Origin of the sequence: Streptomyces sp. 11x1 (genome assembly GCF_032598905.1) — a bacterium.
Classification (GTDB): domain Bacteria; phylum Actinomycetota; class Actinomycetes; order Streptomycetales; family Streptomycetaceae; genus Streptomyces.
Map to the genome: position 1 here is coordinate 2207344 of NZ_CP122458.1, position 23003 is coordinate 2230346.

20 protein-coding genes are annotated in these 23003 nt (G+C 70.8%); 10 read left to right on the forward strand and 10 right to left on the reverse strand.

Features of this window, described 5'->3' with window-relative positions; genetic code table 11:
- Positions 1 to 45: 45 nt before the first annotated feature.
- A complete protein-coding gene (locus P8T65_RS09840) occupies positions 46 to 705 on the reverse strand; it encodes a response regulator (RefSeq protein WP_184900821.1) in 660 nt (219 codons plus the stop codon).
- A gap of 43 nt (positions 706 to 748) precedes the next feature.
- Positions 749 to 2071, reverse strand: a complete 1323-nt coding sequence (locus P8T65_RS09845; RefSeq protein WP_316725051.1) for a sensor domain-containing protein — start codon at positions 2069 to 2071, stop codon at positions 749 to 751.
- A 166-nt stretch (positions 2072 to 2237) separates the two neighbouring features.
- Here P8T65_RS09845 and P8T65_RS09850 point away from each other — a divergent pair, with 166 nt between their 5' ends.
- From P8T65_RS09850 to P8T65_RS09865, 4 genes are all read left to right on the forward strand, one after another.
- Positions 2238 to 2450: a hypothetical protein gene (locus tag P8T65_RS09850; protein ID WP_316725052.1), complete on the forward strand. Its 213-nt coding sequence runs from the start codon at positions 2238 to 2240 to the stop codon at positions 2448 to 2450.
- Positions 2447 to 3172, forward strand: coding sequence for an ABC transporter ATP-binding protein (locus P8T65_RS09855; RefSeq protein WP_316725053.1), 726 nt, complete (start codon positions 2447 to 2449; stop codon positions 3170 to 3172). The genes P8T65_RS09850 and P8T65_RS09855 overlap by 4 nt, the downstream gene beginning before the upstream one ends.
- Before the next feature lie 3 nt (positions 3173 to 3175).
- Complete coding sequence (locus tag P8T65_RS09860) at positions 3176 to 5701, forward strand: FtsX-like permease family protein (RefSeq protein WP_316725054.1); 2526 nt, start codon at positions 3176 to 3178, stop codon at positions 5699 to 5701.
- A gap of 246 nt (positions 5702 to 5947) precedes the next feature.
- A complete protein-coding gene (locus tag P8T65_RS09865; protein ID WP_316725055.1) occupies positions 5948 to 6274 on the forward strand; it encodes a hypothetical protein in 327 nt (108 codons plus the stop codon).
- A 71-nt stretch (positions 6275 to 6345) separates the two neighbouring features.
- Here the strand turns inward: P8T65_RS09865 and P8T65_RS09870 are convergent, their stop codons facing one another.
- Positions 6346 to 6717: a hypothetical protein gene (locus P8T65_RS09870; RefSeq protein WP_316725056.1), complete on the reverse strand. Its 372-nt coding sequence runs from the start codon at positions 6715 to 6717 to the stop codon at positions 6346 to 6348.
- Between the two features lie 170 nt (positions 6718 to 6887).
- Positions 6888 to 7895 (reverse strand): hydroxyacid dehydrogenase, encoded by a 1008-nt coding sequence (locus P8T65_RS09875; protein WP_316725057.1) that lies wholly within the window; start codon positions 7893 to 7895, stop codon positions 6888 to 6890.
- A gap of 198 nt (positions 7896 to 8093) precedes the next feature.
- Here P8T65_RS09875 and P8T65_RS09880 point away from each other — a divergent pair, with 198 nt between their 5' ends.
- From P8T65_RS09880 to P8T65_RS09905, 6 genes are all read left to right on the forward strand, one after another.
- Positions 8094 to 9341, forward strand: a complete 1248-nt coding sequence (locus P8T65_RS09880) for an FAD-binding protein (RefSeq protein ID WP_316725058.1) — start codon at positions 8094 to 8096, stop codon at positions 9339 to 9341.
- Between the two features lie 131 nt (positions 9342 to 9472).
- On the forward strand, positions 9473 to 10774 hold the full coding sequence (locus P8T65_RS09885) for an ROK family transcriptional regulator (RefSeq protein WP_316725059.1): 1302 nt from the start codon (positions 9473 to 9475) through the stop codon (positions 10772 to 10774).
- A gap of 249 nt (positions 10775 to 11023) precedes the next feature.
- Positions 11024 to 12283 carry a sugar ABC transporter substrate-binding protein gene (locus P8T65_RS09890; RefSeq protein ID WP_316725060.1) on the forward strand — a complete coding sequence of 420 codons (1260 nt, stop codon included), beginning with the start codon at positions 11024 to 11026 and terminating at the stop codon, positions 12281 to 12283.
- 23 nt (positions 12284 to 12306) lie between these two features.
- Positions 12307 to 13272 carry a sugar ABC transporter permease gene (locus P8T65_RS09895; RefSeq protein WP_316725061.1) on the forward strand — a complete coding sequence of 322 codons (966 nt, stop codon included), beginning with the start codon at positions 12307 to 12309 and terminating at the stop codon, positions 13270 to 13272.
- On the forward strand, positions 13269 to 14171 hold the full coding sequence (locus P8T65_RS09900) for a carbohydrate ABC transporter permease (RefSeq protein WP_316725062.1): 903 nt from the start codon (positions 13269 to 13271) through the stop codon (positions 14169 to 14171). Before P8T65_RS09895 ends, P8T65_RS09900 begins: the two co-directional genes overlap by 4 nt.
- A 19-nt stretch (positions 14172 to 14190) precedes the next feature.
- Entirely contained in the window at positions 14191 to 17076 is a 2886-nt protein-coding gene (locus tag P8T65_RS09905; RefSeq protein WP_316725063.1) for a glycoside hydrolase family 2 TIM barrel-domain containing protein, read from the forward strand.
- 39 nt (positions 17077 to 17115) lie between these two features.
- Here the strand turns inward: P8T65_RS09905 and P8T65_RS09910 are convergent, their stop codons facing one another.
- The 6 genes from P8T65_RS09910 to P8T65_RS09935 form a co-directional block, all read right to left on the reverse strand.
- A complete protein-coding gene (locus tag P8T65_RS09910) occupies positions 17116 to 17826 on the reverse strand; it encodes a helix-turn-helix domain-containing protein (protein ID WP_399098643.1) in 711 nt (236 codons plus the stop codon).
- Between the two features lie 571 nt (positions 17827 to 18397).
- Entirely contained in the window at positions 18398 to 19057 is a 660-nt protein-coding gene (locus tag P8T65_RS09915) for a potassium channel family protein (protein ID WP_316725065.1), read from the reverse strand.
- A gap of 78 nt (positions 19058 to 19135) precedes the next feature.
- A complete protein-coding gene (locus P8T65_RS09920) occupies positions 19136 to 19261 on the reverse strand; it encodes a hypothetical protein (protein ID WP_316725066.1) in 126 nt (41 codons plus the stop codon).
- Positions 19262 to 19463: 202 nt separating this feature from the next.
- Positions 19464 to 20381: a serine hydrolase gene (locus P8T65_RS09925; protein ID WP_316725067.1), complete on the reverse strand. Its 918-nt coding sequence runs from the start codon at positions 20379 to 20381 to the stop codon at positions 19464 to 19466.
- A 224-nt stretch (positions 20382 to 20605) separates the two neighbouring features.
- Entirely contained in the window at positions 20606 to 21124 is a 519-nt protein-coding gene (locus P8T65_RS09930) for a hypothetical protein (protein ID WP_316725068.1), read from the reverse strand.
- Positions 21121 to 22839, reverse strand: coding sequence for a PHP domain-containing protein (locus tag P8T65_RS09935; RefSeq protein WP_316725069.1), 1719 nt, complete (start codon positions 22837 to 22839; stop codon positions 21121 to 21123). Before P8T65_RS09935 ends, P8T65_RS09930 begins: the two co-directional genes overlap by 4 nt.
- Between the last annotated feature and the right edge of the window lie 164 nt (positions 22840 to 23003).

Below are 23003 nucleotides of genomic sequence, written 5' to 3' on the forward strand. Positions count from 1 at the left end.
CGAAGCCGTTGAACGTTGGTATCGTGGCCGTACCCGCCCACCGCCTCAGGCCAACCGCCGCAGATCCTCCAGATACCGCAGGACGGCCGCGACACGGCGGTCCACCTGGTCCATCGGGGACAGGTCGAGTTTCGCGAAAATGCTGCGGATGTGCTTGTGGACGGCGCCGTCGGTGACGACGAGCCTCTCGGCGATGGCAGAGTTGCCCAGCCCTTCGGCCATCAGGGCGAGTACGTCCCGTTCGCGAGGGCTGAGCCGTTCCAAGCGGGTGTCCTGGCGGGAGCGGGTGAAGAGCTGGGAGACGACCTCCGGGTCGATGGCGGTGCCGCCACCGGCGACGCGGCGGAGCGCATCCATGAACTCCTCGACGCGGCCGACACGTTCCTTGAGCAGGTAGCCGAGGCCGTTCACCCCGTTGCCGAGCAGTTCGGTGGCGAAGCTCTGCTCGACGTACGCGGACAGCACGAGCACGGCGAGGTCGGGCCGTCGGCGCCGGGCCTCGACCGCGGCGACGATCCCCTCGTCGGTATGGGTCGGCGGCATCCGTACGTCCAGGATGGCGACGTCCGGCTTGTGTACGTCGATGGCATCCAGCGCCTCGTCGGGGTTCCCCGCAGTGGCCACCACGTCGAGCCCCTCGGCACGCAGCAGCAGGCCGAGCCCCTCGCGGAGCAGGGCGTCGTCCTCAGCTATCACAATCCGCACGTCAGGCTCCACAGCTCGGATTCCGCAGGTCGGGCTTCGGCCGTCACATTCCACAGGGAAGATCCACAGTCAGGACGGTCGGGCCACCGGGCGGACTGGTCACGGTCAGGGCGCCGTCGTGCGCGGCAATCCGGCGACGGATGCCGGCGAGCCCGGAGCCGCCGATCCCTTCACCGGCGCCGACGGCCCGGGGGGTGACCCCGGCGCCGCCCTTTCCGTCGTCCTCGACCGAAAGCCGGAGCCGGCCCCGGCCGCCGCGTGCCGTGACGACGGCGTGCCGGGCGCCGCTGTGCTTGGCGATGTTGGTGAGGGCCTCGGCGACGACGAAGTAGGCGGTCGCCTCGACGGAGGCGGCGCAGCGCTCGGGCACGTCCACGTCGATCCGGCAGGGCACAGCGCAGTCCGCGGCGAGCCCGGAGAGCGCACCCGCGAGGCCCCGGTCGGCCAGCACCGGCGGCAGGATGCCGCGGGCGACGGTACGCAGTTCGGCCAGCGCCTGTTCGGCTGCGGACTGGGCACGTTCGAGGAGTTCGTCGGCGCCCGCCGGGTCGCGGGCCACCATGCGACGGGACGCCCCGATCAGTACGGCGACGGAGACGAGCCGGTTCTGCGCGCCGTCGTGCAACGAGCGTTCGATGCGGCGCAGTTCGGTGGCGTGGGCGTCCAGGGCGGCGGCACGAGTGGCGGTCAGTTCCGCGACACGCAGGGAGAGGTCCGCGTCAGGGCCGGCTGACAGGAGCCGCCGGCCGGGGCCCGACTGGAGCCGTGCCATACCGGGCCCCAGGCCCAGAATGATGGCGACCCAGCCCACCCCCAGGAGCATCACGGCGAAGGCATCCAGCCAGGTGCGCGCGTGCCCGATGCCCACGGAGGTGGCGGTCGCGCCGTCGGGCATGAGCGTCCAGTACAGCGGGAACCCGGTGTCCCGCACGGCGAGGACCGGCAGCACGACGCCAAGCAGTCCGAGCAGCGTCCCTACAGTCGAGTGCCGTACCAGCCAACCCAGTTCGCGGCGGGTGGTGGGGTCGACGAGCGCGGCCCGCAGCCGCTCGGGCGGGGGCTCGGGGGCGGCGACCTCGGGCCCCCAGCGGTTGAGTCGAGCCCGTTCCCGGCCCGCCAGGGCATGCAGGGTGCGCAGGAGCGCGGGCGCCGTCACCAGGCCGACACCCACGACGCCGGTCGCTGCGGCGAGCGTCAGGCACAGCAGCAACAGCAGGGCGAGCAGCGCCGTGTTGAGCCCGGACGCGAGCTGGGCGATCGCCTGGCCGGCGGCGCTCAGGGTCCGTAGCGCGATGTCCTTGAGGCTCTCGCGGCTGTCGAGTCGCTCCACCGCTCCACCGCCTGCCCCGCTCGTGCCCGTCGTCATACGAACGACCCTATGCCGTCGCCGAGTTCGACGGCATCCGGGCGGCGAGGAAGTACAGCCTGCTGTACCCCGAACCGGGCGGGCTGCGGGATCGGCCGCCGGGGGTGCTGATCCATAGCGTCGGTGACAACGACGGAACCACCCCACGAGACACCGGGAGCAGCCCATGCAGCACACGACAACCCCCGATCCCGCCGACCGGCTCGGCTCCGGGGACATCGCCCGCGCTCTCCTGTGGACGGTGTTGGTGGCCAGTGCGCTCGCCAACATGGCGGCCTCCTTCGGTGACGCCGACACCTGGGTGCACCTGGTGTGCGGCGCGGTCACCGTCCTGTGCGTGGGCACGCTCGTCGTACGGAACCTGCGGGGCCGGCGATGAACACCGCCCCCGCCATCGCCCTGGAGGGCGTCAGCAAGGCGTATCCGGGCGGCGTACGCGCACTCAACGACGTTTCGTTGACCGTGGAACACGGCACCTTCCTGGCCGTGATGGGGCCCTCGGGCTCCGGCAAGAGCACACTGATGCACTGCGCCGCCGGGCTCGACTCCCCGACGTCGGGCAGCGTCCGCATCGACGGTCACGAGATCGCGGGGCTGGACGAAACCCGCCGTACCCGACTCCGCCGGGATCGCGTCGGGTTCGTGTTCCAGGCGTACAACCTGATCCCCTCCCTCTCCGTCGAGGACAACATCACGCTGCCGCTGCGGCTGGCCGGACGTAAGGCGGACGGCGACTGGCTGCGGACGCTGGTGGAGCGGGTCGGTCTGGCCGACCGGCTGAACCACCGGCCTGCGGAGCTCTCCGGCGGCCAGCAGCAACGAGCGGCCGTGGTGCGGGCGTTGGTGGCGAGACCCGCCGTCGTGTTCGCCGACGAACCGACCGGCGCGCTCGACCTGCGCAGCGCGCACGGGGTTCTCGACCTGCTGCGCGATCTCGTCGCCGACCTGCGCCAGACGGTGGTGATGGTCACCCACGATCCGGCCGCCGCGGCCCGTGCGCATCAGGTGCTGGTGATGGCGGACGGCCGGGCGGTCGAGGCCCTGAAGGCACCGACCGCCCCCGAACTGGCGAGCCGCATGGTCGCTTTGGGAGAGGTCTGAACCGTGTTGCGTCTCGCGCTACAGATGGTCGGACACCGCGTCACGGCGCTGATCGCCGTGGCCTGCGCGGTCCTCGGGGGTGCGGCACTGATCACCGCCACCGGTGTCCTGGCCGAGTCCGGCCTCCGCTCCCACCTGCCCGCCGGACGGCTGGCGGCCGCGTCCGTCGTGGTCGCGGCCGACCAGGAGTTCCACCCGGCCGGAGCCCTGCCGCTCGCGCTCCCGGAACGCCGCAGGATACCGGCCGAGCTGGTCGGCGAACTGGGCCGGCTGCCCGGCGTCACCGCGGCGGTCGGCGACATCGGTTTTCCCGCCGCCCTCCTCGACGCCCGCGGACAGGTCGTACCAGGCGACGATCCCCAGGCGGCGGGGCACGGCTGGTCCTCGACGAAGCTGCTGGCGAACGTGCGCGTCACCGGCAGCGAACCGAACGCCTCCGACGAGATCGCCGTGGGCGGTGCCCTCGCCGCGGCGGCGGGCGTCGAGCCGGGCGACACGGTCCAGGTCGCCGTCCAGGCCCGCCCGGCCACCGGCTATCGCGTCTCGGCGGTGATCGACGCGCCGGGCGCGGGCGTCTACTTCGCGGACGAGACGGCCGTAGTCGTGTCCGGTCTGTCCGGTCGCGTCGACCTGGTGGGCCTGCGCACCGCGCCCGGCGCCGAGGAGAAGGTGGCCTCCGAGGTCCGTACGAAGCTGAAGGGCACCGGACTCCTCACCGTCACAGGTGCCGAGCGGGGCGACACGGTCGCGCCCGGCGTCGGCGCGTCCCGTGCGTTGCTCGTGCTGCTCGCCGGTTCGCTCTCCGGGATCGTCGTGCTGATCACCGGGTTCGTGATGGCGAGCGCGCTGGCCGTGTCGATCGCCGGGCAGCGTCGCGACCTCGCGCTGATGCGGGCCGTCGGCGCAGCCCCGGGGCAGATACGCAGGCTGGCCGCCACGCAGTCCACCCTTGTCACCGCCGTGGCCGTGGCACCCGGCGCGGGACTCGGCTATCTGCTCGCCGGGCAGTTCCGTGAGCTCCTCGCGGACCGCGGGGTCGTACCGGACGAACTCCCCCTCGTCTTCAGCCCGTTGCCCGCTCTCGCGGCGGTCCTCCTGCTACTCCTGACTGTCCAGGCGTCGGCCCGCTGCTCGGCCTGGCGCACCTCGCGGATGCCGGCCACCGAGGCGGTCGCGGAATCGCGCAGCGAGCCGCGTGAGCCGTCACGGACCCGGACGCGCATCGGAGTGCTCCTCATCGTCGCAGCGACGGCCATGTCGGCCCTGCCGCTGTTCCTGCGCACGGTCGTCGGCGCCGCAGCCACCTCGATCGCCGGCATCGTCGGGGCGATCGGCCTGGCCCTGGCGGGCCCGGCGCTGGTGCGGGGTGTCGGTGCCGTGGCGGCGCGGGCGACGCGCCACGGCAGATACGCGCCGACCTGGCTGGCGATGGCCAACCTCCGCGCCTACGCCCTGCGCAACGCGGGGATCGTGTCCGCCCTGGCGATGGCGGTCGTGTTCGTGCTGACATACACCTTCACCCAGACCACCGTGCTGGCCGCCACCGACCATGACACCCGCACCGGAACCCTGGCCGAACTGCGCCTGACCGCACCGGGGTTGGGTGGACTGCATGCCGACACGCTCGCCGCTGTACAGAAGACGGCCGGTGTACGGGCCGCCGCCCCCGTCAACACGACGACCGCGGTGTGGGAGTACGAGGCATTCGGCGACAAGGTGGCCGAGGCAGGTTCAGCGACGATCCTCACCCCGGACGCGGCGGGCGTCCTCGACCTCGATGTGCGGGAGGGCGACCTGGACCGTCTGACCGGCGCGACAGTCGCCGTCAGCAGTGATGTCGCCCGTTCGCGCTCCGCGACGGTGGGCCACCGGGTGAGCCTGGTCCTCGGCGACGGGGCACGGGTCGTCGCCGAGGTAGTCGCCGTGTACGGCCGTGGGCTCGGTTTCGGGACGGTCGTGCTCTCCCACGACCTGGTCGCCGGGCACACCACGACGGCACTCGACCAGTCCCTCCTGATTCGCACGGACGGCACGGCGACGGCCCGACAGAATGTGACGGATCTCGCCGCATCCCGTCCCGGCCTGGTTCTCGCACCCGCGAGCCTTCCTTCCACAGGCAGCCTCAAGGACGCCCCGCCCGAGGTGTGGATCAACCTCGCCACCATCGTCGTCCTGCTCGTCTACCTCCTGATGAGCATCGCCAACAAGCTGGTCGCAGCCACCGCCCAGCGCCGGGTCGAACTGGGCGCCCTCCGCCTCAACGGCACCACACCCCGGCAGATCCGCGCGATGATGCGGCGCGAGGCCGCGGTGACCGCCGCGACCGCACTCACCACCGCCCTGCTGCTCTCCGCGGTCCCCTTGGCCCTCCTGGGCCAGGGCTTCCTCGGCCGCCCCTGGCCCGCGGGCCCTGTCTGGCTGCTGCCCGCCCTCGCCGTCATGGTCACCGCCACCGCCTTCCTGACCATCGAACTCCCGACCCGCCAGGCGTTGCGGACGGCACCCGCGGAGGCGATTCGGGCCCACTGACGTCCATTCCCAGAACGAGTGCAGCCCGCCGGTGACCGCGTCGGCGGGCTCTGCCCGACCGCCGGTCCCGCAACATGCCCGGCGGCCACATGCGCACCCACCGAGTTGACCTCTCCGTACGAGGAACGGGCGCACCGCCTCGGCTCCGGATTCGTCATGCGCATCCGGCCCGCCCATCCCGTGTGCTGTGGCTCTACGGCCAACTCGGTGTCCCCACGCAGGATTCGGGGACGAACATGCCGTGCGGTGCGAGGGCCCGAAGACACCGCCGGGTCCGACGATGCACAGGTCATCGGCCCGCGCCGTCCGGTCCGCGCCCGCATCACCGGGCCCGGCAGCGACACCGACCCGGCGCTGATGGAACGGCTCACCGCGCAGGTCCTCGACGGCGACACCGTGCTGGACGACCTGGCCCGCCAGGCCGAGGACGGGTCCGACGACATGGTGGCCCAGCTGCTCGCACAGGCCCGGAACGACGACCGGCAGGAGAAGCCCAGCAAGATCAATCTCACCGGGATTTCCTGTACCTCAACTACTCACACCCGGGGTCAAGGGGCGCGCCCGGAGTCATAGGGGCGCGGGGAACTACGCGACAAGCCCCCACTGGAGCGGAGGCTCGAAGGCTCGGGTGCGCCTCGCGTGGGTCAGCAGTCGCGCAGCGGGTTCGTCTCGCTGTAGATGGCGGTGTCCTTCATCCAGCCGGGCTGGCCGTTGTCGGTGACGGTCCTGAGCCAGCGGGTCGGGTGCGGCCCGCCCGCCCAGGCCTGGTTGTCGAGCTTGCAGTAGAACCAGCTCGGGTTGGTGTTCATGGTCCCGACGGCCTGGTTCGGGTTGGGGTAGAGGCGGTTGCTGCCGACCGATCCGTACACCGGGGCACCGGAGACGTTGTTGCACCACCACCTGATGCAGTCCTCGTGCCGCCGGCAGTTGGTCGCGGCGGACGCGGACGGCGCCGCGAGGGTGGTGCCGAGCGCGGCGGCCAGGCCGGCGGTGACGACCAGCCATCGAAACCTCATGGACGTGGTCCTTTCCTCAGCACGTGCGTGTCCCGCACCGAAGCCTGCCAACTCACGAGGAACGGTCGCGCCCCCTTTCGACCAGGGTCGAAAGCCGCTGGTGAGAGCTTTGTGGCCACCAGCCGGGGCCTGGCCGCGCCACTCAGTGACGCGGCCCCAGGGGCCGGCGCTCACGCCGTCCGCTCCAGCACCCCCCGGTCGAGCGCGTGCGCCAACTCCTCCCCGGCGGCCAGTCGTTCCGCCTCCTCCGTGACCGCGAGGCCGAGGCGGGCGACCTCGTTGCCCTGGGAGCCCGCCAGGTGCGGGGTGACGAAGGCGTTCGGGAGGTCGAGCAGGGGCGAGTCGGCGGGCAGCGGCTCGGGGTCGGTGACGTCGAGGATCGCGGAGAGGCGGCCGGCGCGCAGCTCGTCGACGAGGGCGTCGTGGTCGACGAGGGCGCCGCGCGCGGTGTTGATCAGGGCGGCCCCGTCGGGCATCAGGGACAGGGCGCGGCGGTCGATCAGGCGGTGGGTCTCCGGGGTGTCGGGGGCGTGCACGGTGACGATGTCCGAGGTGCGCAGCAGGTCGTCGAGCGGGAGCAGGGGGACGCCGAGGGCGGTGGCCCCGGCCTCGTCGACGTAGGGGTCGGTGAGGCTCACCCGCAGGTCGAAGGGGCGGAGCAGTTCGATGACGCGGCGGCCGATGCGGGAGGCGCCGATGACGCCGACGCGGCGGCCGTGGTTGCCGATGCCGGGGACGAACCCCCAGCCCGGCGAGACGCGCTCGGCGCGCAGGCGTTCGCGGCTGCCGAGGATGTCCTTGCCGGCGAGCAGGATCATGGCCAGCGTGTATTCGGCGACGGGCAGGGCGTTGGCGGTGGCGGCCGTGGAGACGGTGATGCCGCGTTCCCAGACGGCCGGGGTGACGAATCCCTTCACCGAGCCCGCCGAGTGCAGCACCGCGCGGAGCTTCGGCGCCGCGTCGAGGACCGTCGCGTCGATGCGGGGGCAGCCCCAGCCGGTGACCAGCGCCTCGGCCTCCGCCAGCGCCGACCGGACCTGGGGATCGGCGAAGTCCTCGGCGATCAGGGCCGGGTCGATGTCCACGGTCGCCCTCAGCCGGGCCAGCACGTCCGGCGGGAAGACCTGCGGAACGTTCTCGGCCGTCATGGCGAACAGTGCGCGGGGACGCTCGGGCAAGGAAGGACCTTCCGGCTGGGAGGGCTGGGCGGACTGGGAGGGCCGGGAGGGGCCGGGAGGCGCTGGGAGAGGGCGAGGTCAGGGGACAGTAAGCGGTCTCTACGGTAGGCAGGGGGTCGTGGGGAGGTCAATGAACCGGCAGCGGCGCGGGGCGGAGAGGATGGCCTCGACAGCTACGGCCAGCGGAGGACATCAGGCATGACGACCGAGACCATCACGAACTGGGCCGGGAACATCACGTACACCGCCGGGGAGCTGCACCGGCCCGGGTCCGTGGACGCGCTGCGGGCCCTGGTCGCGGGCAGCGAAAAGGTGCGGGTGCTGGGCAGCGGCCACTCGTTCAACGAGATCGCGGAGCCGGGACCCGGGGGCGTACTGCTGTCCCTGACCGGGCTGGCCCCGGAGATCGAGGTGGACACGGCGGCCCGGACCGTACGCGTCGGCGGCGGTGTCCGCTACGCGGAGCTGGCCCGCGCGGTGCACGCCCACGGTCTCGCCCTGCACAACATGGCCTCCCTGCCGCACATCTCCGTCGCGGGCTCGGTGGCCACCGGTACGCACGGCTCGGGCGACGCGAACGGCCCGCTCGCGTCGGCGGTGCGCGCGGTCGAGCTGGTCACGGCGGACGGCACCACGCTGACGCTCGCGCGCGGCGACGACCGTTTCGGCGGGGCGGTGACCTCGCTCGGAGCGCTCGGCGTGGTCACCGCACTCACCCTCGACCTGGAACCGGCCTTCGAGGTCGGCCAGCGGGTCTACGGTGAACTCCCGCTGGCGGGGCTGGACTTCGCGGCCGTGTCGGGGGCGGCGTACAGCGTCAGTCTCTTCACCCGCTGGCGGCACTCCGGCTTCGACCAGGCATGGGTCAAGCAGCGCATGGACCGGGCCGCCACGGACTTCCCGTGGGCGGCGCCCGCGACGGAGGCGATGCATCCGGTGCCGGGGATGCCGGCGGTGAACTGCACCGAGCAGTTCGGGGTGCCCGGCCCGTGGCACGAGCGGCTGCCGCACTTCCGGGCCGAGTTCACGCCGAGCAGCGGGGACGAGTTGCAGTCCGAGTATCTGCTGCCGCGCTCGTTCGCCGGGGAGGCGCTGCGGGCGCTGGACGGGATCCGGCATGTCGTCGCGCCGGTGCTCCAGGTGTGCGAGGTGCGTACGGTCGCCGCCGACGAGCAGTGGCTGAGTCCCGCCCACGGCCGGGACACGGTCGCGCTCCACTTCACCTGGATCGCGGACCCGGCGCCCGTGCTGCCCGTGGTCCGGCGGGTCGAGGAGGTGCTCGCGCCGTTCGAGGCCCGGCCGCACTGGGGCAAGGTGTTCACGGTCCCGGCGGCGGAGCTGCGGGCGCTGTACCCCCGGCTGGGTGATTTCCGGGCGTCGGCCGAAGTCCTGGACCCGGCGGGCAAGTTCCGCAACGCCTTCGTACGGGAGGTGCTCGGCGAGTGAGTCGAGCGAGTCACCGAGGGACTTTGTAAACCCCCTTTCTTAACCCCTTGTAGAAAGTCCCTCCTCGCCATAACCTTGGCGCCGCGCCGGGGCACTAGGCCTCGTCATGGCCTGGAGGGATCGAGGGGATCATGTCGTCGGTGAAGCGCACCTCACGCGACATCCGCACCGCGAACCGCTACGAGGTGCTGCGCCAGATCATCGCCAAGTCTCCCACCTCCCGGCAGGAGCTGGCGGCGGCCACCGGGCTGAGCCTGGCCACGGTCGCCACGCTCGTCGGCGAACTGCTCGACCTCCGCATGATCACCGAGGTCGGGTTCGAGGACTCGGCGGGCGGGCGCCCCCGTGGACTGGTGGCCGTCAACGCGTCGGGGGGCGCGTTGATCGGCGTCGACATCGCGGAGACCTACGTCCGTGTCGAGCTGTTCGACCTGGCGCTGAACGTGCTGGCCCGCGCCGAGGAGAACGTCCGTCCCGGTGAGAGCCTGCCCGAGCAGATGGTGGGGCACGTGGCCGCCGCCGTCGGCTCCGTGGTCGCGCAGGCCGGCACCGAGGGCGCCCGGGTGCTCGGCGTCGGGGTGAGCGTGCCGGGGCAGGTCGACCGCGCCACCGGCATCTCGGAGTACGCGCCCAACTGGGACTGGCACGACGTGCCGCTGCTCGATCTGCTGACCGAGCACATCGCCTACCCCCTGCACCTGGACAATCCGCTGCGCGCGGTCGCGGTGGCCGAGCTGTGGTTCGGGGCCGCCCGCGGACGCGGGGACGCCGCGGTGATCACCCTCGGCACCGGCGTGGGCGCCGGGCTCGTCCTGGACGGCGGGCTGCACCGGGGGGTGAGCAACAGCGCGGGCGAGTGGGGCCATACGACGATCGTGCTGGACGGGCGGCTGTGCCACTGCGGCAACCACGGCTGCGTGGAGACGTACGTGGGCGCCCCGGGGATCATGCTGAACCTCCGGGAGCTGAGTCCGCGCAGTACGCTGCTGCACCCCGAGGACCAGACGGCCACCATCGCGGCCCTGGCCCGCGGCGTGGCCCGGCGCGACCCGGTGGCGGTCAAGGTGGTGCGGGACACCGCCCGGTATCTCGGGGCGGGCATCGCCGACCTGGTCAACCTCTTCAATCCCGAGGTGGTCGTGCTCAGCAGCTGGGTCGCGGCCGCCCTGGGCGAGCCGCTGGTCGCGGAGGTGCGCGAGGCCGTCGCCCGGCACGCGCTGCCGCGTCCGATGGCGGCCACCGAGATCGTGCTCTCCCCGATCCCGAGCGATCCGGCGTGCCTGGGCGCGGCGACGTTCGCGCTGGAGGGCGCGCTGCAGCCGGTCGGGCAGAAACCGGGCACCCGGGCGGCGCCGGTCGCGTCGCGGAGCAGGCCCGCCGTGCGCCGCCGAGGGCGGCCCGAAGAGCGCTCCCGCCTGCCCGAACACCCCTGAGCCGAGGGCCGCCGGACCCTGACCCGGCGGCCCTCTCCCCCCACGTCAACCCCTTTGCGTCGCATGGACGTTCGGACCACCGAACCGAATACAACGCTTCGAACAGACTTCGTCCAACCCCTTGCCGAAGCCTTAGCCGAAGGTTAACGTCCCGCACCGCAAGCCTCTTTGAGCCACTGAGCCATTCGGCACTGAGCCGCCGAGTCATGGGCGCAGAGCCGCAGCCGTACTCGAGACAAGGACGTCAGCATGTCGGCATTCAGGAACAGCAACTTCGACCGCCGTACCGCTTTGCGGGCCGCGCTGGGTCTGGCCGCGGCCGGCGGACTGGCCGCGTGCGGCGGCAACACCGGTCGAAGCAGCGGCGGGGGTGCCGGTCTCACGCAGTACTTCCACGCGTACGGCGAGGCGGGCACCGAGCAGGCCATCAAGCGGTACGCGAAGGCCTACAAGGAAACCAACGTGACCACGCAGTGGATCACCGGCTCCAACTTCGAGAGCAAGCTGTTCGCCTCGCTGCTCACGGACAAGGCCCCCGACTGCTTCGAGTTCCACCCGCAGCTGCAGATGATCGAGAGCGGGCAGGTCGCGGACCTGACCGACCTGATAGACCCGGTCAAGGACGACTTCAACCCGGCCGACATCCAGTCGCACACGGTCGACGGCAAGATCTACGGCATCCGGATGATCGACGACCCGCAGTTCTTCTTCTACCGCCCGTCGCTGTTCGAGAAGGCCGGTGTGGAGGTTCCGCAGACGCTGGAGGAGCTGGCCGAGGCCGCCGCCAAGCTGACCACGGACAAGGTCAAGGGCGCCTACCTCGGCAACACCCTGCACTCGATGATCAACCCGCTGATCTGGTCGGCCGGCGCGCAGCACCTCGACGAGAAGAACCAGATCGCCTACCACACGGACGCGGTCGTCGACGGCTTCAAGCAGCTGCGCAAGCTGTTCACCAGCGGTGACCTGCTGCTCGACGCCCCGACCGACTTCTGGGACCCGTCCGCGCTCAACCAGGGCCTGACCGCCATGCAGTGGTGCGGCATGTGGGCGATGCCGCAGATGCAGGAGGCGCTCGGCGACGACCTCGGCATCTTCCCGTTCCCGAAGGTCGGCAGCGCCGGCAAGCAGTCCGTCTACAACGGCGGCTGGTCGATGTTCGTCAACGCCAAGAGCAAGAACCTCGAAGCCACCAAGGAGTACGTGAAGTGGCTGTGGATCGACCAGAAGGAGTACCAGGAGGACTGGGCGCTCTCCTACGGCTTCCACATCCCGCCGCGCACCTCGATCGCGGAGTCCGCCGACAAGCTGAAGTCGGGCCTGCCCGCTGAGGGCGTCAAGCTCTTCAACGAGTTCGGCCACTTCGACAACATCGGCTGGACCCAGGCGAGCATCACCGCCCTGGATGACGTCCTCGCCAACTGCGTGCGCAAGGGCGGCGACCCGGACAAGGAACTCACCAAGGCCGACGCGAAGGTCAACAAGGAACTGAAGAAGCTCTTCGGATAGGCCGGCGGACAGGTACTCACGACATGTCGACCATCACCAAGGACGGCGTCTCCAGCCCCGCCCCGGCGAAGGCCTCCCCGGCCAAGCCGCGGCGGGGGCTGCGGGGCTCCCCCACCTTCAACTTCTGGCTCTTCACCGGGCCGTTCCTGATCGGCCTGGCGATCTTCGTCTATCTGCCGATCCTGTGGAGCCTCTACCTGTCGTTCTTCGAGGCCCGCTTCACGGTCACGCCGAGCGAGTTCATCGGCGTCGACAACTACGTGACGATGCTGACCGACGAGGACTTCATGGGGTCCCTCGTCACCTTCACGATCTTCGCCGCCTTCATCGTGCCGCTGACCTGGGGCACCTCGCTGGGTCTCGCGCTGATGGTGAACCGGCTGCGGTTCATGCGGGCTTTCTTCCGCTCGGTGTTCTTCCTGCCCACGGCGGTCAGCTATGTCGCCGCCTCGCTGGTCTGGAAGATGTCCATCTTCAACGGTGTCCGCTTCGGTCTCGCGAACACCTTCCTGGGTCTCTTCGGCATCGACAACACCGCGTGGCTGGCCAGCCCCGACCCGCCGTGGTACTGGCTGGTCATCCTGACCGTGCGTCTGTGGCTGCAGGCCGGCTTCTACATGATCCTCTTCATCGCGGCCCTGCAGAACATCCCGCAGGAGATGTACGAGGCCGCCGCGATCGACGGCGCCAAGCCCGGCTGGCAGACGTTCTGGTACATCACCCTGCCGCAGCTGCGGGCGACCTCCACCGCCGTGATCCTGCTGCTGCTCGTGGCGGCGTACCAGGCGTTCGACGAGTTCTTCAACCTGTTGTCGAAGACCACCTGGGGCAGACCACCACTGGTCGAGCTGTACCACAAGGCCCTCGGCGAGAGCCAGGACTACGGCGCGGGCAGCGCGGGCGCGCTGATCCTCACCGTACTGATCTGCCTCGTGACGCTGCTCCAGGGCAAGTTCATGGGATTCGGAAGGGGTGAGGAGTCCAAGTGACCACCACCACGACACCTCCGGCGGACCGAGTGGAGCGGGTGGACGTCTCCGCCAAGCCACGTCGCGTCCGGAGCGGCAGCGTGATCGGCTCGGCCGGGCTGTACCTCGCCACCGGATTCGCCGCGCTCCTCTTCCTCATCCCGTTCTATCTGATCGTCCGCAACGCGCTGATGACGGACCCGGAGATCACGGGCGAGGAATGGAAGTGGTTCCCCACCGACATCCAGTGGGGCAACATCAGCGAGCCGTTCGACGACCCGTCGGTCGACTTCGCGCGCTCGCTGTGGAACTCGGCGGTCGTCGGTGTCCTGCACACCGTCGGCACGCTGCTCGTGTGCTCGCTGGCCGGCTACGGCCTGGCCCGCATCCCGTACAAGCACGCCAACAAGGTCTTCTACGCCGTCCTCGGCACCCTGATGGTCCCGACCGCCGTGACCTTCGTACCCAGCTTCGTGCTGGTGTCGTCCCTGGGCTGGATCGACACCTACCGGGGTCTGATCATTCCGGGTCTCTTCAGTGGTTTCACCTGCTTCCTGTTCCGGCAGTACTTCCTGGGGTTCCCCAAGGAGCTGGAGGAGGCGGCACGGGTGGACGGGCTCGGTTACATGGGCGCGTACTGGCGGGTCGTCGTACCCAACTCGCTGAACTTCTTCGCCGCGATGGCGACGATCACGTTCATCAGCGGGTGGAACTCCTTCCTGTGGCCCCTGGTCATCGGCCAGGACCCGAGCGCGTGGACCGTGCAGGTCGCGCTGTCGAACTACATGACCGGCCAGACCGTCAACTTCCACCTGATCTTCATGGCCACGGCCATTTCCATCCTGCCCCTGGTGTTCGTCTTCCTCTTCCTCCAGCGCTGGCTGGTGCAGGGCATCGCGCAGACTGGCATCAAGGGCTAGGGAATCAGCAAGGAGACCGATGTCTTTCCGCACCACCGCCACGACCGGCGCCACCCCGTCCGCCGACTACGTCGAGGACGTCTCACCGGGCCGCGGGGCCCTTCCGCCCCGCGCCTGGTACGCGTCCTCCGACGCCCGGACCCTGTCGCTGAACGGCGACTGGAGCTTCAGGCTGTCGCCGACCGCCGACGCGGAGGACGACTCGTTCGCCGCCGAGGGGTACGACGCCGAGGGCTGGGCCCGGGTGGCCGTCCCGGGTCACTGGGTGATGCAGGGCGACGGCGCCTTCGGGGCGCCGATCTACACCAACCACCTGTACCCGTTCCCGGTGGACCCGCCGAGGGTGCCGACGGAGAACCCCACCGGTGACCATCTGCGGTACTTCGACCTGCCGGACGGGTGGCCTTCGGACGGTGGCGCCGTGATCCGCTTCGATGGTGTGGAGTCGTGCGCCCGGGTGTGGCTGAACGGCACGGACATCGGTGAGTTCAAGGGCTCCCGGCTGCCGCACGAGTTCGCGGTCGGGCACCTGCTGAAGCCGGCGGGGAACGTCCTCGCCGTCCGGGTCCACCAGTGGTCCGCGGGCTCCTATCTGGAGGACCAGGACCAGTGGTGGCTGCCCGGTATCTTCCGGGACGTCACCCTGCTGCACCGCCCGGCGGGCAGCGCCCTCGACTTCTTCGTGCACGCCTCCTACGACCACGTCGGCGGCATCGGGACCCTGCGCGTCGACTCCGACGTCGACGGCCGGGTCCTCGTGCCCGCCCTCGACATCGATGTCGCCACCGGCGAGCCGGTGACGGTCCCGGTCGAGCCGTGGACCGCCGAGACGCCCCGGTTGTACGACGGTGAGCTGGTCACGGCGGGCGAGCGCGTCCCGCTGCGGATCGGCTTCCGTACCGTGGTGCTGGAGGACGGCCTGCTGAAGGTCAACGGGAAGGCGATCCTCTTCAAGGGCGTCAACCGGCACGAGTGGCACCCCGTCAAGGGCCGCGCGCTGGACCTGGAGACCATGCGCGAGGACGTGCTGCTGATGAAGCGGCACAACCTCAACGCCGTGCGCACCTCGCACTACCCGCCGCACCCCGCCTTCCTCGACCTTTGCGACGAGTACGGCCTCTGGGTGATCGACGAGTGCGACCTGGAGACCCACGGCTTCACCGAGCAGAACTGGCGGGACAACCCCGTCGACGACGACCGCTGGACCCCGGCCCTGCTGGACCGCGCGGCCCGCATGGTCGAGCGCGACAAGAACCACCCCTCGGTGGTCATGTGGTCCCTCGGCAACGAGGCCGGCACCGGCCGGGGCCTGACCGCCATGGCCGAGTGGATCCACGGCCGCGACGGCTCGCGCCTGGTGCACTACGAGGGCGACTGGGACTGCCGGGACACCGACGTCTACTCCCGCATGTACGCCGACCACGCCGAGGTCGAGCGCATCGGCAAGCGCCTGGACGGCGGCACCCACAAGCGCCGCGAACTCCCCTTCATCCAGTGCGAGTACGGGCACGCCATGGGCAACGGCCCCGGCGGCATCGCCGACTACCAGCGCGTCTTCGAGGCGCACGAGCGCCTCCAGGGCGGCTTCATCTGGGAGTGGATCGACCACGGCATCAAGCACCCGACGCTGGGCTACGCCTACGGCGGTGACTTCGGCGAGGAGTTGCACGACGGCAACTTCGTCTGCGACGGCCTGGTCTTCCCGGACCGGACGCCCTCCCCCGGCCTGATCGAGTTCAAGAAGGTCATCGAGCCGGTCCGCATCGAGGGCGACGGTACGGCGGGTACGGTCCGGGTGCGCAACGCGTACGACTTCCAGGACCTGTCCTCGCTGGCCTTCGAGTGGGCGTACGAGGTGGACGGCAAGACGGTGGAGGCGGGCACCCTGTCCGTGCCCGACCTCCGGCCCGGCGAGTCGGCCGAGGTGAAGCTGCCGCAGCCGCCGGCCGGCGGACCGGCGGGCGAGGCGCTGTGGACCGTCCGGGCGCTGCTGGCCGAGGACACCGCCTGGGGGAAGAAGGACCACCAGGTGGCGTGGATCCAACTCCCAGCGGCGGAACGGCCGTTGCCGTCGATGACGCCGGGTGACGGTCCTACGGCGAGCGAGAAGTTGATCTATCTCGGCCCGGCCTCCTTCGACGTGCGCACGGGTGCGCTGAAGACCATCGGCGGCGTCGAAATGACGGGGCTGCGGCTGGACGTGTGGCGGGCGACCACCGACAACGACGAGGGCGCCTGGAACGGCAACACCTGCTACAGCAGGCTGTGGCGGGAACTCGGCCTGCATCGCATGCAACAGCGCCTGGACGGTGTGGAGTTGGGCGCCGACGCGCTGACGGTACGGACGCGGGTGGCGCCGGCCGCCCGGGAGGTCGGCCTGCGCGCGACGTACCGGTGGACCGCCGACGACACCCGTCTGAAGCTGACCGTGTCGGTGGAGCCGGACGGTGACTGGACCGTTCCGCTGCCGAGGCTCGGCATCCGCTTCGGGCTGTCGTCGGCGAACGCGGTGACCTGGTACGGCGGTGGCCCCGGCGAGGGCTACCCCGACACCAAGTCGGCGTCCATGGTGAGCCGTTACCACTCCTCGGTCGATGAGTTGCAGACGCCGTACGTGCGTCCGCAGGAGAATGGCGTCCGGCCCGACGTCCGCTGGGCGGAGCTGGGCGGTCTGCGGATCGACGGCGACCCGGAGTTCGGGTTCACGGCCCGCCGCTGGACCACCGAACAGCTGGACACCGCCGCGCACCTGACGGACCTTCAGGCAGGCGACACGGTCTGGGTCACACTCGACCACGCCCAGATGGGCATCGGCTCCCAGTCCTGCGGCCCGGGCCCCCTGCCGCAGTACCACCTGCTCGCGGAGCCGGCGGAGTTCTCGTTCGTGTTCTCGACGACCGAGTAGGAAGGTACAGGAAGGTGCTCGGCTGATACCGAGTTCGCCTCAGCTGACGCTCGGGCCCCGCCCCTGGCGCAGCTCGCGCGCTGTCTGCCCGTACTGTTCCCTGAGCCCGCGCCCCAGGTGGCGCGGGTCGTGGATGCCCCACTGGGCGGCCACGGACGCGATGGTGCTGCCGTCGTGGGCGGGGTCCAGCAGGTCCCGGCGGATGCGTGCGAACCGTTTGTGGCGGATCCAGGCCGAGAACGAGATGCCGGTGGCACGGAACAGGCGGTGGAGCCGGCGTTCCGAGATGCCATGGGCCGCGGCGACCGACCTGACGCACAAGGACGGGTCCGAGATGTTCGCCAGGGCGTAGACGCGGATACGGTCCACCAGCTTCGTGGCCGTGTCCATCAGGCCGGGCGCACGTTCGGTGAACGCGGCGATCAGCAGGGAGATCAGCGCGTCGCCCACATAGGCGTCCGCCGGACCCGTCAGTTCGTCGAGGTGGCGGCCGAGGCCCAGCAGGAATGCGGAGAGGACCGCCTGGGCACCCGTGTCGGCGGGCAGCCTCCTGGCCGCCTGCCGGGCGACGGTGTCGGAGTGGCGGCCCAGTTCCGTGCGCGGGATGCCGACGGTCATGGCGTCGCACCCGTCGACGACTTCGACCCGGTACGGACGGGTCATGTCGAAGACCACGAAGTCGCCGCTGCCCACCCGGGTCTGACGCCCGCCCTGGTCCGCCACGGCGGGCCGCGACCGGTGCAGCGTCACCTTCAGCAGCTCGGGGGTCGGAGGAGGTGATGGCCCGGCCGGTACGCGAGACCAGATGCCCCAAGCCACGGATCCGGGCCACGGCCAGACGTCCCACCGCCGCCGCGTCGACGTCGGCCCGGAACTCATCCGCGTCCGGTGCCGTCACGGCGGGCGGGGCGAGGATCGAGGAGGCCGCGGCCTGCAACTCGGCGACATTGATGCCATGCACATGTACAGCACCCCCACGTAAGGAACTGTCCCTTCGCCCGTCGTGCGCCAGAACCTCATCTCCGTTGACGAGACTGGCAATCGTCCGGCTCCGTGGCGGGAATCGGCGACACCGCGGGCAGGAATCGGAGACTCGGCCGGCGTGCGCGTGCCTAACGTGGTGTGAGAGGGAGCGAGGTCGGCCGGAACCCTGCCGTGTCCGGCAGGTTCCGGTTCAGCGGGCGGACGCCCGATATCGGCGACGGCGGCAGCGGCTGACGTCGAACAGCGTGATGCCGAGGCCCACGAGGAGACAGGCCGCACCCAGGACTCCGGCCCGGCCCCTCTCGGCGGTGGTCGGCGCCGGCCCGTGAGCGTGGTGTCAGGCACCGTGGTCGCGGGCGTAGGCGTCGAGGATCTCCGTTCGGGGCTTCCTCGTGTGCAGGAAGCGCTCGTCGAGCACGGTGGCGAAGTCATCGATTGCGGCGGCGAGGACGAGGGACGCGATTCGGGCACCGGGGTGCTGTGCCCGCCGGGTCCGCTCGGCGAGTTCGGCGGCGTGGCGGATGGTCAGCGCCAGCGAGGTGTCGCCGGTCCCGTCGTGGAAGTAGTACGACTCCGGGTACTGGGCGAAGTCCACGCGGACACGGGCGATCTCGGCGGCCAGCGCGTCCAGCACGGCGGCTCCCGCCTCGGAGTCGAGCTGTTCGTCGGTGATCCCGGCCCGGCACAGACGGCAGATGCGCAGCGCCAGCGTCCGGCGCCGGGCGAGTGCGGGAAAGATGCCGAGGACCCAGGAGACGGTGGCGGTCAGCAGCGCGAATCCGACCAGCGCCTCCAGGGGTGCCACGACCCGCAGCCAGGCCTCGGCGGGGGCGATGTCGCCGAGGCCGAGGGTGCCCACGATCACCAGGGAGACGTAGAGGGCGTCCACCGGACGGGAGTGCTGGGTCGGCTCCAGGGCGTTCGAGAAGGCGAAGCCCTCCGGCATGTGCGGCCAGTACACCACCGCCCAGCCCAGGGCCACCCCGCATGTCCACATCGCGACCACGCTCGCCACGCCGAGCGGCCCGGCGACTCCCGCGGCGCGCCGACGGGTAGTGGTGCGGGAGGACAGTCGTCACAGCACCGTCATGACGATCCGGCTCAGTCCTCCGTGGCGGGTCGGGTGCCACAGGGTGTGGAACACGTCCCGCAGGATGATCAGCACCACCGCCATGCCGACCAGCGAGATCAGGCCGTTCACGCATCCTCCTCAGCCGCACCCGCACCGGTACCGGCATGCTGCCGCGCGGACATGGGTCGCGTGGCCGTGGCGGGCCCGTGTCGCCGCAGGTGTTCGAGGACGGCGAGCCGGACGGGGGCGTGGGCACCCGCACGGCGCGGGGCCCCGGGAACGGCGTGCCGTTCCCGGGGCCCCGTCTGCCGTCCCGGCCGGTTCGCCCCGGTCAGTCCCGCTGTGCGTCCGCGGGCAGCCGGCGCAGTTGCATGGTCGGGGCGGTGCTGGTGCCGAAGCCGTAGTCCAGCATCTTCGCGGCGTCGCTGTAGCGGCTGGTGGCGTTCAGGACGACACCGATGACGGTCTTGTCACCGCGGGTGGCGGAGAAGACCAGACACGGTCCCGCGGGTGTGCTGGTGCCGGTCTTGATGCCGTTGGCGCCGGAGTAGGAGCCGAGCAGCTGGTTGGTGTTGTACCAGGTGTAGGTACGCGTGCCGCCGGTGCTCGTGGTCGCGTAGCGGACGGTTTTCGTCGTCTTCACGACGCTGCGGAACGTCGAGTACTTCATCGCGCTGCGGGCCAGCTTCGCCAGGTCCCGCGGGGTGGTGTAGTTCGCGCCGGTCGTCGAGATGCCGTCGAACGAGTCGAAGTGGGTGTTGGTCAGCCCGAGGTCGGCGGCCTTCTTGTTCATCTTGCCGATGAACGACTTCACCCGCGCGGACCGGGTGTCACCGGTGCCGAAGGTGTCGGCGAGGGCGTACGCGGCGTCGCAGCCCGAGGGCAGCATCATCGCGTACAGCAGCTGCCGGACCGTCACGCGGTCGCCCGTCCGCAGATCGGCGGTGCTCGCGCCCTTGGCCGTGACGTAGTCGCGGTAGGCCTGCCTGATGGTGACCTTGCGGTCGAGGTCGAGACCGGTCTGGCTGAGGACCACGCGGGCCGTCATGATCTTGGTAGTGCTGGCCATCGGCCGCTCGTGGTCGGCGTACTTGCCGAACAGCTTGGTGCCGGTGGCGTTGTCCAGCAGGTAGGCGCCCTTGGCGCTGACCGTGGGCGCGGTGACCGCCTGCGCGGGCGAGGCCACGGGCGTGGCCAGCAGCACGGTGCCCGCAGTCACGGCGATCGCCGCGGCCTTGCGCAGCGTCATCGCACCGGATCTTCGTGCGCCCGCACTCCGGCGAACACGCCTGCTCTTGTCAAGGGTTATCAATTCAAACACTCCGAAAAAACACCCGAATCGGAATGAAAGCCATGGAGCCGGCACAAAGCGCCCTGTCCTCACATGGATCACAAGGGAGAGAATGGTTGCACAGTTCTCCCACCGGCCTTCGGGCACCCCTTTATACGCATTTCCCGTCCGGAGAGACGCTCTCAGTGGTCCGCGCAGCACGGTGTCGGGTCCGGTACCTCGAACGGGACCAGGGTGCCGCCGACGGCGGGCATGGCGGTGAGGACGAGTTCGCCGTCGTGCCAGTGCGGGCGTACGTGATCCTGTGTCACCAAGCGGGTGTCCGGGGCGGGTCGGGCCGGAGAACCCAGGACGGTCACGCGGGTGATCGCGGAGCGGGAGCGCAGTTCCGCGATCGTCAGCGTGCCGGTGAGGGAGGAGACGCCCGGGTAGAGCACCGCGCGCCCCATCGGGTCGGGGATGCCGGGTGTCACCTCGTACCCCCGGGCCGTGAGCCGCTCCTGGGCGGTGCGCAGGAGCGGCTCCGACGGGAGCGCGAGGGACAGGGCGACGCGTGGCCGGTCTCCGCGCACCAGGTGCGTGCAGCCGAACGCTTCCTCGGGGAGGCCGAGTTCGGCAGCCAGTGTGTGGAGCAGGTGGTCAGCCGCGCGCAGGTCCCTGATCCCGGCGTCCACGGTCAGGACGTCCATCGTGACGATCATGAGGGCAGGACCCATACCGGGTTGGAGTAGAACCACAGGTCGCGCCACGGGTCGGCGTCGCCTACGACGTCGATCGCGGGGCCCGCCGGGTCGACGGCCGCACCCATCGGGCCCACGGCCGAGCGGTTGCCGTCGCTACCGCGCAGGCGGACGTAGAGCGGGCGGTCGACCCGGCCGAGTTCGTAGGTGAGCCGGACCGTGCCGGTGGACCTGTTCACCTCGTAGGACTTCACGACCTTCGCGGTCGGCGCTGTGAAGGTGTCCTTGTCGGCGGCCGCGCCCGTCACATCGCCCTGGATGACGTCGACGCGAGCCAGCTTGGGGACGAAACCGGCCCAGTTGGGGCCACCGGCGAGCGCCACGTCGATGCTCAGGGTGACCTTGGTGCCCTTCTTGACGTGCAGGGCGCCGCCGAGGGTGGCCCAGCGGCTGCCACCCAGGACGCGGACGTCGAGGCCGCTGATGAGCTGGCCGTGGTCGACCCAGATGCGGCCGGCGCGGATGCCCTCCATGACGGCGGCGTAGGTGAAGCCGTCGGCGCCGACGTGGGTGCGGCTGTACTGGCCGGGCCAGTAGTCGCCCTCGGTGAGGTCGATCCTGCCGCTGTAGACGGGGTCGGTGTGCTTGCCGTTGGCGGTGTAGTCGCTGTCGGGACCGCCACGCTCGGCGGTGTCCGTGTAGACGTTGTGGGAGTCGGAGTTGGCGGTGATCCACCAGGGCTTGCCCTCGGCGAGGAGGCTGTCCCACAGGCCGCCGACGGTGGCGGTCATCCAGTCGAAGCCGCCCCAGGTGCGGTAGCTCTCCAGGGGATATCCGGCGAAGGAGTTGGCGCCCGGGCTGCCGTCGTAGAGACCGCGGGCGCGGCCCATGCCGACGGACTTCTCGATGCCGGCGGCCTGGTGGCCGGGCGCGCCCTCCATGCCGACGGCGATCCGGTGGCGGGCGGACGTGGCGTCGCGCCAGGCGCGGATCTCGTGCGGTGAGTCGATGCCCTTGCGTGCGGGGTGGTTCGCGAGCATCAGGATGTCCTTGACCTTGCGCCGCCGGACCTGCTCCGCGAGGAAGTCGAGGCCCGCGATGGCGAGGGCCTCGTTGGCGGGCGTCGAGTCGGTGGCCTTCTTCACACCGCCGTCGTAGTCGGTCTCGAACTGCTTGAGGACCGAGACCTCGTTCCTGCCGGGGTGCACGAAGACGGTGCCGTGCTCGGCGGCCGGGATGTTCCACTCCAGGCCCTGGAAGACGAGGGTGTCCTCGTACGCGGCCCGGGCCTCCTTGATGTCCGGGTTGACCTTCTCCACACCGATCTTGGCGTGCGTCTCGTTGCCGTGGTCGGTGATGACCAGCCAGTCCATGCCGTGCCTGGCGCCCTGGCGGACCTGGTCGACGACGCGGTACTTGCCGTCGTTGCTGTACTGGGTGTGGATGTGGTGGTCGCCGGCCAGCCACAGGAAGCCGCCGCGCCTGCGGCTGTTCGGGGCGGCGTACGCGGGGGCCGTCGCCGCCGGGGCGAGGACGCTCGCGGCGGTCAGGCCCGCGCCCAGCAGACCGGCACGGCGCAGCAGGGTGCGGCGCGACTGCTGCTCGGGGGTCAGCGCCTCGTCGGGCACGGAGGTGTCGAAGGCGGCGGGGAGGGCGGCCGCCGCCTCGTGCTCGTGATCGTGGTCGTGCCCGTGGTGGTGATGCCCGTGGCCGTGGTGCGCGTGCCCGTGTCCCATGAAACGCCTCCTGGATGCCGCTGCCTTCCGCGGCCGCCTTCTGCGACGCGATCGCGCCGTCTGTGGAGGATCGAGGCGAAAAGTGAACGTTAAACGATCAGAGAGTTGCCGTCCGGTTCCCGGGATACGGCGAATCGCCACGCCCCTCACTATTTCCCCAACTT

What these genes read in the sequence shown, in the direction of transcription:
- P8T65_RS09845 (WP_316725051.1), bottom strand. Translation starts at nt 2,071, where the DNA reads ATGACGACGGGCACGAGCGGGGCAGGCGGTGGAGCGGTGGAGCGACTC.
- P8T65_RS09850 (WP_316725052.1), top strand. Translation starts at nt 2,238, where the DNA reads ATGCAGCACACGACAACCCCCGATCCCGCCGACCGGCTCGGCTCCGGG.
- P8T65_RS09855 (WP_316725053.1), top strand. Translation starts at nt 2,447, where the DNA reads ATGAACACCGCCCCCGCCATCGCCCTGGAGGGCGTCAGCAAGGCGTAT.
- P8T65_RS09870 (WP_316725056.1), bottom strand. Translation starts at nt 6,717, where the DNA reads ATGAGGTTTCGATGGCTGGTCGTCACCGCCGGCCTGGCCGCCGCGCTC.
- P8T65_RS09880 (WP_316725058.1), top strand. Translation starts at nt 8,094, where the DNA reads ATGACGACCGAGACCATCACGAACTGGGCCGGGAACATCACGTACACC.
- P8T65_RS09885 (WP_316725059.1), top strand. Translation starts at nt 9,473, where the DNA reads ATGTCGTCGGTGAAGCGCACCTCACGCGACATCCGCACCGCGAACCGC.
- P8T65_RS09890 (WP_316725060.1), top strand. Translation starts at nt 11,024, where the DNA reads ATGTCGGCATTCAGGAACAGCAACTTCGACCGCCGTACCGCTTTGCGG.
- P8T65_RS09895 (WP_316725061.1), top strand. Translation starts at nt 12,307, where the DNA reads ATGTCGACCATCACCAAGGACGGCGTCTCCAGCCCCGCCCCGGCGAAG.
- P8T65_RS09905 (WP_316725063.1), top strand. Translation starts at nt 14,191, where the DNA reads ATGTCTTTCCGCACCACCGCCACGACCGGCGCCACCCCGTCCGCCGAC.
- P8T65_RS09915 (WP_316725065.1), bottom strand. Translation starts at nt 19,057, where the DNA reads ATGTGGACATGCGGGGTGGCCCTGGGCTGGGCGGTGGTGTACTGGCCG.
- P8T65_RS09925 (WP_316725067.1), bottom strand. Translation starts at nt 20,381, where the DNA reads ATGACGCTGCGCAAGGCCGCGGCGATCGCCGTGACTGCGGGCACCGTG.
- P8T65_RS09930 (WP_316725068.1), bottom strand. Translation starts at nt 21,124, where the DNA reads ATGATCGTCACGATGGACGTCCTGACCGTGGACGCCGGGATCAGGGAC.
- P8T65_RS09935 (WP_316725069.1), bottom strand. Translation starts at nt 22,839, where the DNA reads ATGGGACACGGGCACGCGCACCACGGCCACGGGCATCACCACCACGGG.